The organism is Pseudomonas sp. RA_105y_Pfl2_P56 (assembly GCF_963970845.1).
GTDB classification, from domain to species: Bacteria; Pseudomonadota; Gammaproteobacteria; order Pseudomonadales; family Pseudomonadaceae; genus Aquipseudomonas; species Aquipseudomonas baetica_A.
Map to the genome: position 1 here is coordinate 26,049 of NZ_CAXAPL010000022.1, position 14,001 is coordinate 40,049.

The 14,001-nt window shown below is 59.4% G+C and carries 10 protein-coding genes; 7 read left to right on the forward strand and 3 right to left on the reverse strand.

Features of this window, described 5'->3' with window-relative positions:
* Nucleotides 1-216: 216 nt before the first annotated feature.
* On the forward strand, nt 217-480 hold the full coding sequence (locus AACY11_RS16280; protein WP_339430280.1) for a hypothetical protein: 264 nt from the start codon (nt 217-219) through the stop codon (nt 478-480).
* 112 nt (nt 481-592) lie between these two features.
* Here AACY11_RS16280 and AACY11_RS16285 read toward each other — a convergent pair whose 3' ends face one another.
* Nucleotides 593-1,696, reverse strand: coding sequence for a GlxA family transcriptional regulator (locus AACY11_RS16285; RefSeq protein ID WP_339495288.1), 1,104 nt, complete (start codon nt 1,694-1,696; stop codon nt 593-595).
* A 523-nt stretch (nt 1,697-2,219) separates the two neighbouring features.
* Nucleotides 2,220-3,596 (reverse strand): L-serine ammonia-lyase, encoded by a 1,377-nt coding sequence (locus AACY11_RS16290; RefSeq protein ID WP_221731181.1) that lies wholly within the window; start codon nt 3,594-3,596, stop codon nt 2,220-2,222.
* Between the two features lie 425 nt (nt 3,597-4,021).
* On the opposite strand from AACY11_RS16290, the gene AACY11_RS16295 reads away from it, so the two are divergent.
* The 3 genes from AACY11_RS16295 (at nt 4,022) to choV (ending at nt 7,056) form a co-directional block, all read left to right on the forward strand.
* On the forward strand, nt 4,022-4,969 hold the full coding sequence (locus tag AACY11_RS16295; RefSeq protein WP_339430282.1) for a choline ABC transporter substrate-binding protein: 948 nt from the start codon (nt 4,022-4,024) through the stop codon (nt 4,967-4,969).
* 66 nt (nt 4,970-5,035) lie between these two features.
* On the forward strand, nt 5,036-5,881 hold the full coding sequence (gene choW, locus AACY11_RS16300; RefSeq protein ID WP_221731183.1) for a choline ABC transporter permease subunit: 846 nt from the start codon (nt 5,036-5,038) through the stop codon (nt 5,879-5,881).
* Nucleotides 5,878-7,056, forward strand: a complete 1,179-nt coding sequence (gene choV / locus AACY11_RS16305; RefSeq protein ID WP_339464479.1) for a choline ABC transporter ATP-binding protein — start codon at nt 5,878-5,880, stop codon at nt 7,054-7,056. The genes choW and choV overlap by 4 nt, the downstream gene beginning before the upstream one ends.
* A gap of 201 nt (nt 7,057-7,257) precedes the next feature.
* On the opposite strand, the gene AACY11_RS16310 is transcribed toward choV, so the two are convergent.
* Nucleotides 7,258-9,198: a BCCT family transporter gene (locus AACY11_RS16310; RefSeq protein ID WP_339495325.1), complete on the reverse strand. Its 1,941-nt coding sequence runs from the start codon at nt 9,196-9,198 to the stop codon at nt 7,258-7,260.
* Nucleotides 9,199-9,682: 484 nt separating this feature from the next.
* On the opposite strand from AACY11_RS16310, the gene betI reads away from it, so the two are divergent.
* The 3 genes from betI (at nt 9,683) to betA (ending at nt 13,713) form a co-directional block, all read left to right on the forward strand.
* Nucleotides 9,683-10,276, forward strand: coding sequence for a transcriptional regulator BetI (gene betI, locus AACY11_RS16315; protein WP_221731186.1), 594 nt, complete (start codon nt 9,683-9,685; stop codon nt 10,274-10,276).
* Nucleotides 10,277-10,384: 108 nt separating this feature from the next.
* A complete protein-coding gene (betB, locus tag AACY11_RS16320) occupies nt 10,385-11,857 on the forward strand; it encodes a betaine-aldehyde dehydrogenase (RefSeq protein WP_339430285.1) in 1,473 nt (490 codons plus the stop codon).
* A gap of 152 nt (nt 11,858-12,009) precedes the next feature.
* The gene (betA, locus tag AACY11_RS16325) at nt 12,010-13,713 is read left to right on the forward strand and encodes a choline dehydrogenase (RefSeq protein ID WP_339430286.1); all 1,704 of its coding nucleotides are present in this window, start codon (nt 12,010-12,012) and stop codon (nt 13,711-13,713) included.
* The last annotated feature ends 288 nt before the right edge of the window (nt 13,714-14,001 follow it).

The window sequence follows — 14,001 nt, forward strand, 5'->3', positions numbered from 1 at the left end:
GGGGCTGAGGGTACTGTTGAGGAGCTGCCGTGCGAGGGTGACCAAACCGTCGTGTTGCAAGCTGAAGCCAGTTTGCCCACTCCCTTTGACAACGAGTTAGCCGAAAACGACCCGTTCATAGTCGTAGCAGCCACTGCGACAAATCGCCCTTGCCGTCCCTCCCCTTGCCTACCAGAATCGAGTCACGACCTCCGTTGCTGAAGAAGGATTCGCCTCATGATGTTTGCCGATTTGATCGATCAGGAAGACCTGTTGGGACAGCTCAAGGCATTGGGATTACAGGTGCCGGTCGGCTCGACGGCCGAGCAGGCATGTGAATTCGCCGTAATGGGTCTGGACAATGCTCGGGCGTTCGAATTGCGCAAAATGGTCAAGGACATGTACACCAGCGGCGCGAGCATCCAGCCGGCTGTACGCCAAGCCATCGACAAACAGTTGTTGCCGGCATTGGCACACTACCAACAGACCCACAGCGCCTGAGCAAGCCAATCGCCCACAGGCGGGTTCCCACAGTTTTTGTGTCTGACCACATTTTTGTGATCGACATCCATCCTGTGGGAGCCCGCCTGCTGGCGATGAACGATGACTCGGTTTACAGCCTTACGCTGGCAAACGTCGATTCATTACGCGCCTGACTCAACGCCGACATCGGCCCCGACAGCGGCGACAGCACCATCGCCTGCGGCAACTGCATCATCGCCACCTGCTGGGTGGTGTTGGAGCCAACGCGCTCGTCACGCGGCGGAATGCCGAAGTATTCGCGGTAGCACTTGGAGAAGTGCGGCGTTGAGACGAAACCACACACCGAAGCCACTTCGATGATCGACATCGGCGTCTGCTTGAGTAGTTGCCGGGCACGAATCAAACGCAACTTGAGGTAGTAACGCGACGGCGAGCAGTGCAGGTATTTCTGGAACAACCGCTCGAGCTGACGACGGGACACGGCGACATACACCGCCAGTTCGTCGAGGTCGATCGGTTCCTCAAGGTTGGCCTCCATCAGCGCGACGATTTCCTGCAGCTTCGGCTGGTTGGTGCCGAGCATGTGCTTGAGCGGCACGCGCTGGTGATCCTGTTCGTTGCGGATGCGCTCATAGACGAACATTTCCGAGATCGCGGCGGACAGTTCACGGCCGTGATCGCGGCTGATCAGGTGCAGCATCATGTCCAGCGGCGCGGTGCCGCCGGAGCTGGTGAAGCGGTTGCGGTCGAGGGTGAACAAGCGAGTACTCATGGCCACGCGCGGGAAAGCTTCCTGCATTGCCGCCAGGCATTCCCAGTGCACGCTGCAATCGAAACCGTCGAGCAGCCCGGCGCAGGCCAAGGCCCAACTGCCGGTGCACACGGCACCCAGACGACGCGACTGACGCGCCTGGCTTTGCAGCCAGGAGACGTGCTCACGGGTCACCGTGCGCTGGATACCGACACCGCCACAGACAATCACGGTGTCCAGCGGGGGCGCTTTGTGCATCGAGGCGTCGGGCATGATTTGCAGGCCGTCGCTGGCCCACACCTGGCCGCCATCGACGGTGAGGGTGCTCCAGCGAAACAGTTCACGACCGGACAACTGATTGGCCATGCGCAGCGGCTCAACCGCAGAGGCCAGGGAAATCAGCGTGAAATTGTCCAGCAGCAGAAAGCCGATGGATTGAGGCGCACGGTTCTGGGGTTGAGCCCCTGAGTTGAACGACGTCATCGCGGTATCTCCTCACACAAAGCGGGTGAAGGCCTCAGGCGGAGGCTCTTGTTTTTGCCAGCGTTCTCGAGTGGGAGACGGGCTTTGTTATGACAGAGCAATTGCCATGCCTAAAATTGAATGGCCATTCAATAACTCCTGAAAACGACATCACGACGCGTCTATATGAGACCTCCGGCGAAGGGTGTTTGGAAGTGCCATCAGCGAGGGGCAAAGCTCTGCTCCGTTGCCTGTGAGCAGATCGGTATCACTTGTGGGAACGGGGCTGCGCGCCGTTCCACAGGAGTGTCACCACAGGCACAGGTGACGGACGGTAGGGTGTGCTGATTGCCTGTTACAGGTGGGAAAGACTCTTATCTGATTGCGACGCGCCAAAAGGTGGCGTGTTTGATTAACCGTGTTCATTTAGCGCGCAGTTTTGACTGGTCTGGCCCAATCGCCGGCAGGTTGGTTTGCACAGGTTTTCTGATCGATACGAATCGACTGTGGTCGCTAGCCTGCTAACGATTGAAGCCACTCGGTTTCAGCACTCAACCGCGCTGACCGCCAACCCACCGCGCGATGTTTCTTTATATTTGTCATGCATGTCGGCACCGGTATCACGCATGGTGCGAATCACCCGGTCCAGCGAGATGAAGTGCTGACCATCGCCACGCAACGCCATTTGCGCGGCGTTGATCGCCTTCACCGCCGCAATCGCATTGCGCTCGATGCACGGCACCTGGACGAGGCCGCCTACCGGATCGCAGGTCAAACCGAGGTTATGTTCCAGGCCGATTTCCGCCGCGTTGCACAACTGCTCAGGCGAAGCGCCAAGAATCTCCGCCAGCCCTGCCGCCGCCATCGCACAGGCCGACCCGACCTCGCCCTGACAACCGACTTCGGCACCGGAAATCGACGCGTTCTTTTTGCACAGAATCCCCACCGCCGCCGCCGCCAGAAAGTAGTCGACCACGTTGGCGTCGGTGACCGCTTCGCTGAACTTCATAAAGTAGTGCAGCACCGCCGGAATGATCCCCGCCGCACCGTTGGTCGGCGCCGTGACCATCCGCCCGCCCGCCGCGTTCTCTTCATTCACGGCAAGGGCGAACAGGTTGACCCACTCCATCGCGCTCAGCGTCGAGCCGATCACGTTGGGCTTGTTCAATTCCTGCAGGCTGCGATGCAACTTCGCCGCACGCCGACGCACATTCAACCCACCAGGCAGGATGCCTTCGTGCTTGAGGCCTTGCTCGACGCAATCTTGCATCGCTCGCCAGAGTTTCATCAGCCCGGCGCGGATTTCCTCTTCGCTGCGCCAGACCTTTTCGTTGGCCATCATCAAGTCGGCGACGCGCAAGTTATGTTGCTTGCACAGCGCCAACAACTCCACGGCACTGGAGAAGTCATAGGGCAGTTCGGTGCGATCCAGATCCACCACACCGCTGCAGGCTTGCGCCTCATCCACGACAAAACCGCCACCGACCGAGTAATAGGTGTCGCGATGCAGGGTAGCGCCATCACCTTCGGCGATCAGCGTCATGGCGTTGGGGTGGAAAGGCAGGTTCTCCTCGATCAGACGCATGTCCCGGGCCCAGACAAAGGGTACCGTCAGACGACCGTCCAGCAAGAGCGTATCGGTTTCGCGTAGCGCCTGGATGCGCGGGCCAATCTGTGCGGGATCGATTGCATCAGGCCATTCGCCCATCAATCCCATGATCACCGCGTTGTCGCTGCCATGGCCGATACCCGTGGCCGACAGCGATCCATAAAGCTGAACTTCGACACGCCGAACGTCATCGAGCAGGGCCTTTTCTCGCAGGCTTTGCACGAACAGAGCAGCGGCGCGCATCGGGCCCACAGTATGGGAACTGGAAGGGCCAATGCCGATTTTAAACAGGTCGAAAACGCTGATTGCCATGGGCGAATATCTCAAGTTCAAACACGTCCCGACACGGCTGCGCCGGGCGGCGCAGCAACTACGCTTGACGCCGGAATTCGCACATCTTCCGGTTTTTGCCGTAAGGTTGACGTCTGACACCGACGTAGTCTTGTCCACTAACGCCGTGTGTCGGTGAGGCTCTATCCACTCGCTTTTTAGTGGCCCAGGGAGCCGTCAATGGGTGGAAAAAAGCTGTAAGCGACGTTACCGACACTAGATGCGACCACGCCTGTACTGGATGCGACCCTACCTGTAGGCGTCCGATATGCACTGGTACATGATCATTTACGACTTGATTGCAAGGCTGCGTGTCAGAACACGTTTCACGCACCTACCGACCGCAACATTCATAAGTGCGGGTATCCCGTCGGAACACCGCCCAAAAAACACTCAGGAGTCCCCCCATGAAAGGTTCCCCCTCGTTGTTGTTGGCCGCCATGCTCAGTCTTCCTCTTCTGGCCCAGGCTTCAGAACCGGAACAATGCAGCACCGTCAACTTCTCCGATGTCGGCTGGACCGATATCACCGTGACAACCGCCACCACCAGCGTCGTACTCGACGCACTGGGGTACAAAACCAAGACCACCATGATTTCCGTACCGGTGACCTACAAGTCCCTGGCCGACGGCAAGAACATGGACATTTTCCTCGGCAACTGGATGCCGACCATGGAAAACGACATCAAGGCCTACCGCGATGCCGGTACCGTGGACGTCGTGCGCACCAACCTCAAGGGCGCCAAATACACCCTCGCCGTGCCGCAAGCCCTGTACGACAAAGGTCTGCATGACTTTGCCGACATCGCCAAATTCAAGAAAGAACTCGACGGCAAGATCTACGGCATCGAGCCAGGCAACGACGGTAACCGTCTGATCCAGAGCATGATCGACAAAAACGCTTTCGGCCTGAAAGACGCCGGCTTCAAAATCGTGGAATCCAGCGAAGCGGGGATGCTGTCGCAGGTCGATCGCGCCCAGAGACGTGACACCGCGGTCGTATTCCTGGGCTGGGCCCCCCACCCGATGAACAAACGCTTCCATATTCAATACCTGACCGGGGGCGATGACTTCTTCGGCCCGGATTTCGGCGCCGCCACCGTGGCCACCAACACCCGCAAGGGCTATGTCGAAGAGTGCAGCAATGTCGGCCAGTTGCTGAAGAACCTGGAGTTCACCGTCGACATGGAAAGTGAGCTGATGGGCAATGTTCTCGATGACAAGATGAAGCCCGAAGCAGCAGCCAAAGCCTGGCTGAAGAAAAATCCACAGATACTCGATACCTGGCTCGCTGGCGTGACCACCATTGACGGTAAACCAGGCCTTGCGGCCGTGAAAGCCAAGCTCGCGCAGTAATCGCCTTATGCCGGGCGAGTGCGCTCGCCCGGACTGTTTATTCCTTGCATGCGGACGTTCACTACCATGCTGATTGATCAGAAAATACCTTTAGGCCAGTACATCGCGGGTTTCGTTGAATGGTTGACCGACCACGGCGCCAATACATTCGACGCAATCGCCGTGACACTGGAAACGATGATCCACGGCGTGACGTTTGCGCTCACCTGGTTCAACCCTTTTGTCTTGATCGGCCTCATCGCCGTACTCGCCCATTTCATCCAGCGCAAATGGGGACTGACTGCTTTTGTGATTGCATCCTTCCTGCTGATCCTCAATCTGGGGTACTGGCAGGAAACCATGGAAACCCTCGCCCAGGTCATGTTCGCGACCCTGGTTTGCGTGGTCATCGGCGTGCCGTTGGGCATCGTCGCCGCGCACAAACCGATGTTCTACACATTGATGCGTCCGGTTCTCGATCTAATGCAGACCGTACCCACCTTCGTTTACCTCATTCCTACCCTGACCCTCTTCGGGCTGGGCGTGGTACCGGGCCTGATCTCCACGGTGGTGTTCGCCATCGCAGCGCCGATCCGCCTGACTTACCTGGGCATCCGCGATGTCCCGCAAGAACTGATGGACGCCGGCAAAGCCTTCGGCTGCTCGCGTCGCCAACTGCTTTCACGGATTGAACTGCCTCACGCCATGCCGAGCATCGCGGCCGGCATCACCCAGTGCATCATGCTGTCGCTGTCGATGGTGGTGATCGCTGCACTGGTAGGCGCCGACGGACTCGGCAAACCGGTGGTCAACGCACTGAACACTGCTGATATCGCCCTGGGCTTCGAAGCAGGCCTGGCGATCGTACTGCTGGCGATCATGCTCGACCGTATCTGCAAACAGCCCGAAGCCAAAGCAGGGGGTGACGCATGAGCATCATTCGCTTCGAAGACGTCGACGTAATTTTCTCCAAGGACCCGCGCGAGGCACTCAAGCTGCTGGATGAGGGCATGACCCGCAACGAGATCCTGAAAAAGACCGGGCAGATCGTCGGCGTGGAAAAGGCCAGCCTCGACATCAACAAAGGCGAAATCTGCGTGCTGATGGGCCTGTCCGGCTCTGGCAAGTCGAGCCTGCTGCGTTGCATCAACGGCCTCAACACCGTGAGCCGCGGCAAGCTGTTCGTCGAGCACGAAAACCGCCAGATCGATATCGCGTCCTGCACCCCCGCCGAACTGAAAATGATGCGCACCAAACGCATCGCCATGGTGTTCCAGAAGTTCGCGCTGATGCCGTGGCTGACGGTTCGCGAGAACATCAGCTTTGGTCTGGAAATGCAGGGCCGACCGGAAAAGGAACGCAGGAAGCTGGTTGACGAGAAGCTCGAACTGGTAGGTCTGGCCCAATGGCGCAACAAGAGGCCTGACGAACTCTCCGGCGGCATGCAGCAGCGCGTCGGCCTTGCTCGTGCACTGGCGATGGACGCCGACATTCTGCTGATGGACGAACCGTTTTCGGCACTCGACCCGCTGATCCGCCAAGGCCTGCAGGATGAACTGCTGGAACTGCAACGCAAGTTGAACAAGACCATCGTCTTCGTCAGCCACGACCTCGACGAGGCGCTGAAACTGGGCAGCCGCATCGCGATCATGAAGGACGGTCGCATCGTCCAGTACAGCGTGCCGGAAGAGATCGTGCTGAACCCGGCGGATGACTATGTGCGTACCTTCGTGGCGCACACCAATCCGCTCAACGTGCTGTGCGGGCGCAGCCTGATGCGCACCCTGGATAACTGCAAACGCATCAACGGTTCGGTGTGCCTGGACCCGGGCGACGACTCGTGGCTGGACCTGGCCGAGGGCAACACCATCAAAGGCGCACGGCAGAACGGCTCGACACTCAACCTGCAGAACTGGGCACCGGGACAAGCGGTTGAAGGGCTGGAACGCAAACCGACGCTGGTGGACTCCAACATCGGCATGCGTGACGCCTTGCAGATTCGTTATCAGACCGGCAACAAACTGGTGCTGCACGATAACAATCAGGTCGTAGGGATTCTCGGTGACAGCGAGTTGTATCACGCGTTGCTGGGCAAGAACCTGGGGTAGTAATCCCGGACACAAAAACGCCGCGAGAGGATCGCGGCGTTTTTGTTTATCAGGGCGTCAGGTCAAACCGTGTTGTGGCTGATGGCCCTTTTCGCGAGCAAGCCCGCTTCCACAGTTAAAATGCAGGCCAATGTGGGAGCCGGCTTGCTCGCGAAGGATGCGGCGCGGTGCTTTAGACAGAAACACCGCGCCACTTGCCGTTTAGCTGTACACCCGGCCAAGGAGCTGCCGATGGCTTTCAAACTGATCGAGCACATCCCGCGTGATCTGATCCTGCGTGAAGCCCATCAGGTCGTAATCCTGGCTGCCGCTTTGCAGATACACCTCGGCGCGATAGAAACGCTGACGCGCCTCTTCAGACGCCACCGATTCGGCAGGGGTTGCGAGGTAACCGTCCAGACTCACTTCGTAAACGAAAGGGTTGCTCTCTTCCATTTCGATGCGCACGCCCATGCAGCGCTTGGATTTACCCAGCAGCGTTTGCACTTCCAGCCCCTGAGCACGCATTTGCGCAGCCGCGCTTTCCAGCGCCGGGCTGACTTGCTTGTCCATGAAACGCTGCACCACCGACTGGCTCGGTTGCAGGTCCAGCTGAGTCAAACGCTCGCTGAAACCCCGACGACCACGTTCGGCCAGTTGCGCTTGCTCCTCTTCGATCAGCACGTCCTGACGCATTGCCTTGTGCAGGCCGAACATGAAGAACACCAGCACCACCGAGAACGGCAGACCGGCCAGCACCACCATCGTTTGCATCGCTTCAAAGTTACCGGCGAACAGCAAACCGATGGTCACCAGGGTGATCACCACCGACCAGAAGATCCGCAGCCAGTGGGGCGCATCTTCGTCGACGTTGCCGCCCTTGCAGGACAGGTTGGCCATCATCACCGCGCCAGAGTCGGCCGGGGTCAGGAACAGCACGAAGCCGACGAAGATCGACACACCGATGACAACTTTCGACGCCGGATAGTGCTCAAGCAACTGATAGATCGCCATCGACGGCTGTTCCAGCGCCGTCTTGCCAAGCTCAACCGCCCCATGGTTCATCACCAGATCCAGCGCCGAGTTGCCGAAGATCGACAGCCAGGCCAGCGTGAAGCCCAGCGGAATCAGAAGCACGCCGGCTACCAGTTCACGCACGGTACGCCCACGGGAGATACGCGCGATGAACATGCCTACAAATGGCGCCCAGGAAATCCACCAGGCCCAGTAGAACAGCGTCCACAGGCCCAACCAGCGGTCGGATTTGGCGCTGTCGCCTTCATAGACGTACAGGTCGAACGTCTTCAGCACCGCGCCGTTGAGGTAGTCGCCGATGTTCTGCACAAAGCCGTTGAGCAAGTGCAACGTCGGGCCGAACAGCAGGACGAAAATCAGCAGACCGCTGAACAGCACGATGTTCAGGTTGGACAGACGACGGATACCGTTTTCCACACCGGACACGGCAGCGATGGTCGCCACCGTGCTCATCACGATGATCACGATCAGCAGGTTAGTGTTGCTGTGTTCCATGCCGAACAGGTTTTCAAGGCCCGAAGACACTTGCAGCGAACCAATCCCCAGGTTCGTCACCAGACCCAGCAGGGTCACGAACATGCCGAAGCCGTCCACCGCGTGACCGGCCGCGCCTTTGACCCAACGCTCGCCGACCAGCGGATACAGCGCCGAACGCAGGGCCAGCGGTTGATTATGACGGTAGGCAAAGTAAGCCACGGCCAAGCCGACCAATGCATAGATCGCCCAGCCGTGCAGGCCCCAGTGCAGGAACGTCAGTTGCACCGCCTGACGCGCCGCCATGTTGGTGGCGGCCACGCCTTCCGGCGGATTGAAGTAGTGATCCAGCGGCTCGGACGCGCCGAAATACAGCAGCGAAATCCCGATACCCGACGAGAACAGCATCCCCGCCCAGGCGCCGTAACTGAAGTCCGGGGTGTCGTCCTTGCTGCCCAGTTTGAGTTTTCCGTAGGAGGAGAACGCCAGGCCCACCACAAACACCAGGTAAGCGGCGATCACCACCATGTAGTACCAGCCGAAGCTGCGCGACAACCACTCCTGAGCCACACCCAACATTCTGCCGGCCTCTTGCGGGGCGATGATCAGAATGGCGGTCAACAACAGAATCAACGCGGTAGAGGTGTAGAACACCCAACCGTTGACCGTCACCTTCTCGGGCGGGGTCTTTATAAGCGAGGCAGAACTCATGGCACAAATGCTCCAGGCAGTGCGAGAGAAGAACACAAGGCAACACGGCACCCGACCAATCGGTTAGTTGGCAGCCGACCGGCGGGTGATATAAAGACACCCCGAAAAAAGCCCGAACCTGCCGAAATGGTGTTGCGAATCGCTTTCGTGGCCGAAAGTCCGGACGTTCATCCGAAACCTGGCCCTGAGCGTCTTGCCCTTTCAACACGTCCATCGAACCGCGAACCGCGCCATGCCCCGCGCAGGTTTCGAGCTTTTTTGGATGTCAGTTTTATCGCCACTTACATGTAGGAAAAATCTGTAGACAGCGACGAATTGTCGCAGATCTTATTCTTTGTTGATTGAACGTTCAATCAAAACAAAATAGACTGGCCCTCAATCCGATAGGCGTTATTCGCCCGTCGGAAGGCCTAAGGAGATGTGCAAGATGCCCAAGGTCGGTATGCAACCCATCCGCCGCCAACAACTGATCGAAGCCACATTGCAGGCGGTCGATCAGGTCGGAATGGGGGACGCCAGCATTGCGCTGATCGCCCGTTTGGCCGGTGTCTCGAATGGCATCATCAGTCATTACTTTCAGGACAAGAACGGCCTGATTGCCGCCACGATGCGGTATCTGATGAACGTCCTCAGCGAGAACGTCACCGCACGCCGTCAGGCGTTGACAGACAGCAGCCCTCGGGCGCATCTGCAGGTGATCATCGAAGGCAACTTCGACGCCAGCCAGGTCAATGGCCCGGCAATGAAAACCTGGCTGGCCTTCTGGGCCACCAGCATGCATCAGCCGTCTTTGCACAGGTTGCAGCGGATCAACGATCACCGTCTGTATTCCAACCTGTGCTGCGAGTTTCGCCGTGTGTTGCCGCTCGAAGAAGCGCGCAGTGCCGCGCGAGGACTGGCAGCGTTGATTGACGGTTTGTGGTTGCGCGGCGCGCTGTCAGGAGACGCTTTCGACACGGCGCAGGCGCAACAGATCGCTTACGAATACATGGATATCCAATTGGCCAAGCAGGTGAGTTAGAGCACACAGAAAACGCTCGGCCCCTGAACTGTCACCGACCAGCGATGCCTCAGTTACATGGCTCACCCGGTGACCAACGCCAACCACCAATGCACTTGCGAGGACACTATGGCCCGTTTCGAACTGCAAAAACTCTACATCGATGGCGCGTATTCCGACGCCGGCAGCGATGCCACCTTCGAAGCCATCAACCCGGCTAACGGCGAAGTTCTCGCACAAGTGCAACGTGCGACCAAGGAAGACGTCGAGCGCGCTGTGGTCAGCGCCGAAAAGGGCCAGAAAATCTGGGCCGCGATGACCGCCATGGAGCGTTCGCGCATCCTGCGTCGTGCCGTCGACATCCTGCGCGAGCGCAACGATGAACTGGCCGCACTGGAAACCCTGGACACTGGTAAAGCCTTCTCCGAAACCAAGTACGTCGACATCGTCACCGGCGCCGACGTGCTGGAATACTACGCAGGCTTGGTACCCGCCATCGAAGGCGAGCAGATCCCGCTGCGTGACACTTCTTTCGTCTACACCCGTCGCGAGCCGCTGGGCGTTGTGGCCGGTATCGGTGCGTGGAACTACCCGATCCAGATCGCGCTGTGGAAATCCGCTCCAGCGCTGGCCGCCGGTAACGCGATGATCTTCAAGCCAAGCGAAGTCACCTCGCTGACGACCCTGAAACTGGCCGAGATCTACACCGAAGCCGGCGTGCCAAACGGTGTGTTCAACGTTCTGACCGGCAGCGGCCGCGAAGTCGGCACCTGGCTGACCGAGCACCCGCGCATCGAGAAAATCTCGTTCACTGGCGGCACTGACACTGGCAAAAAAGTCATGGCCAGCGCTTCGGCATCCTCGCTCAAAGACGTGACCATGGAACTGGGCGGCAAGTCGCCGCTGATCATCTGCGACGACGCCGACCTCGATCGCGCTGCCGACACCGCGATGATGGCCAACTTCTACAGCTCCGGTCAGGTCTGCACCAACGGCACTCGCGTGTTCGTACCGAGCCACCTCAAAGCCGCTTTCGAAGCCAAGATCCTTGAGCGCGTGGCGCGCATCCGCATCGGCAACCCGGAAGACGAAAACACCAACTTCGGCCCGCTGGTCAGCTTCCCGCACATGGAAAGCGTGCTCAGCTACATCGCCAAAGGCAAAGAAGAAGGTGCCCGCGTCCTGTGTGGCGGCGAGCGTCTGACCGACGGCGAATTCGCCAAAGGCGCGTTTGTTGCCCCAACCGTGTTCACCGACTGCACCGACGACATGACCATCGTTCGTGAAGAAATCTTTGGCCCGGTCATGGCGATCCTCTCCTACGAAACCGAAGAAGAAGTGATCCGCCGCGCCAACGACACCGACTTCGGCCTGGCCGCCGGTATCGTCACCAAAGACCTGAACCGCGCTCACCGCGTGATTCATCAACTGGAAGCCGGTATCTGCTGGATCAACGCCTGGGGCGAGTCCGACGCAAAAATGCCGGTGGGCGGTTACAAGCAGTCGGGCGTGGGCCGTGAGAATGGCATCAGCTCGCTGAACAACTTCACTCGCATCAAATCGGTACAGGTCGAGCTGGGCGATTACGTCTCGGTGTTCTAAGACCGAGCCTTGTATTGCTCGCGAGGCCGCCTTCGCGAGCAAACCCGCTCCCACAGGAGCCCCCATTCCAAGGTGGGAGCGGGCTTGCTCGCGAGTCGAGTGCGAAGCACTCGTCAGGCCTGACCTGACCACATCTAAAGAGGGTGCATTCAATGTCCCAAGAATTCGATTACATCATCATCGGTGCCGGTTCGGCCGGTAACACCCTGGCGACCCGTCTGACTGAAGACGAAGGCGTCACCGTTCTGCTGCTCGAAGCGGGCGGCCCGGACTACCGTTTCGACTTCCGTACACAAATGCCCGCCGCTCTGGCATTCCCGCTGCAAGGCCGTCGCTACAACTGGGCGTACGAAACCGATCCAGAGCCACACATGGACGGTCGCCGGATGGAATGCGGTCGCGGCAAAGGCCTCGGCGGTTCTTCGCTGATCAACGGCATGTGCTACATCCGTGGCAACGCGATGGACTACGATGGCTGGTCGAAACTGCCGGGCCTGGAAGACTGGACCTACCTCGACTGCCTGCCGTACTTCCGCAAAGCCGAAACCCGCGACATCGGCCCGAACGATTACCACGGTGGCGAAGGCCCGGTCAGCGTGACCACGCCGAAGGCGGGCAACAACCCGCTGTTCCACGCCATGGTTGAAGCAGGCGTGCAGGCCGGTTACCCGCGCACCGAAGACTTGAACGGTTACCAGCAGGAAGGTTTCGGCCCGATGGACCGCACCGTGACGCCGAACGGCCGTCGTGCTTCCACCGCCCGAGGCTACCTCGACACCGCGAAAAAGCGTTCGACCCTGACCATCGTCACCCACGCCCTGACCGACAAGATCCTGTTCGAAGGCAAGCGTGCCGTTGGTGTGCGTTACCTGGTGGGCGACGCTGAAGAGCGCGTTGAAGCCAAAGCGCGCAAAGAAGTGCTGCTGTGCTCCGGCGCCATCGCATCGCCGCAGATTCTGCAACGTTCCGGCGTCGGCCCGGCGAAACTGCTGGAAAGCCTCGACATCCCGGTCGTACACGATTTGCCGGGCGTGGGCGAGAACCTGCAGGATCATCTGGAGCTGTACCTGCAATACGCTTGCACCCAACCGGTTTCGCTGTACCCGTCGCTGCTCTGGTACAACCAGCCAGCCATCGGCGCCGAATGGCTGTTCAACGGCACCGGCATCGGCGCCAGCAACCAGTTCGAGGCCGGCGGTTTCATCCGTTCGCGTCCCGAATTCGAATGGCCAAACATCCAGTACCACTTCCTGCCGGTCGCCATTAACTACAACGGCAGCAACGGTGTGAAAGAGCACGGTTTCCAGGCGCACATGGGTTCCATGCGTTCGCCAAGCCGTGGTCGCGTTCAGGCCAAGTCGAAAGACCCGCGCCAGCACCCGAGCATCCTGTTCAACTACATGGCCACCGAGCAGGACTGGCAGGAATTCCGTGACGGCATCCGCCTGACCCGCGAAATCATGCAACAGCCGGCACTGGACGCTTTCCGTGGCCGCGAAATCAGCCCCGGCATCGACGTGCAAACCGATGAGCAACTGGACAAGTTCATCCGCGAGCACGCCGAAACCGCGTTCCACCCGTCCTGTTCGTGCAAGATGGGCACCGACGACATGGCGGTCGTGGATGGCGAAGGTCGCGTGCACGGCATGCAGAGCCTGCGTGTGGTCGATGCTTCGATCATGCCGATCATCACCACTGGCAACCTGAACGCGCCGACGATCATGATGGCCGAGAAAATCGCCGACAAGATCCGTGGTCGCAAGCCATTGCCGCGTAGCACCGCCGCCTACTATGTAGCGGGCGATGCGCCGGTTAAGGGCAAGCCGATGCGTGATATCACGCCTGTTGCTCAGTAAGACGTAATATCGAGGCGCGGCCTTCATCGGAACGCCGCCCGGAGACAAGCCCGCTCCCACATCGGACCTGAGTGCTCACAGATTTTGTGTTCACTGGAGACCTACTGTGGGATCGGGCTTGCTCGCGAAGGGGCCCTCACATTCCACGCAAACCCCTCGACTTCAAGTAATTCCTCCTACACCCCCTAGTCACTTGATCCTACCCCCACGCCGGCCTACTCTAGACCTCGCGCAACCGTTTCACCCCCTGCCCCACCGTCGCTGCACCGCAACTCCATAACAAGGAGG

Bases quoted from the DNA above. Each gene is read 5' to 3' on its own strand.
- AACY11_RS16280 (WP_339430280.1), top strand. From the start codon at position 217: ATGATGTTTGCCGATTTGATCGATCAGGAAGACCTGTTGGGACAGCTC.
- AACY11_RS16285 (WP_339495288.1), bottom strand. From the start codon at position 1,696: ATGACGTCGTTCAACTCAGGGGCTCAACCCCAGAACCGTGCGCCTCAA.
- AACY11_RS16290 (WP_221731181.1), bottom strand. From the start codon at position 3,596: ATGGCAATCAGCGTTTTCGACCTGTTTAAAATCGGCATTGGCCCTTCC.
- AACY11_RS16295 (WP_339430282.1), top strand. From the start codon at position 4,022: ATGAAAGGTTCCCCCTCGTTGTTGTTGGCCGCCATGCTCAGTCTTCCT.
- choW (WP_221731183.1), top strand. From the start codon at position 5,036: ATGCTGATTGATCAGAAAATACCTTTAGGCCAGTACATCGCGGGTTTC.
- choV (WP_339464479.1), top strand. From the start codon at position 5,878: ATGAGCATCATTCGCTTCGAAGACGTCGACGTAATTTTCTCCAAGGAC.
- betI (WP_221731186.1), top strand. From the start codon at position 9,683: ATGCCCAAGGTCGGTATGCAACCCATCCGCCGCCAACAACTGATCGAA.
- betB (WP_339430285.1), top strand. From the start codon at position 10,385: ATGGCCCGTTTCGAACTGCAAAAACTCTACATCGATGGCGCGTATTCC.
- betA (WP_339430286.1), top strand. From the start codon at position 12,010: ATGTCCCAAGAATTCGATTACATCATCATCGGTGCCGGTTCGGCCGGT.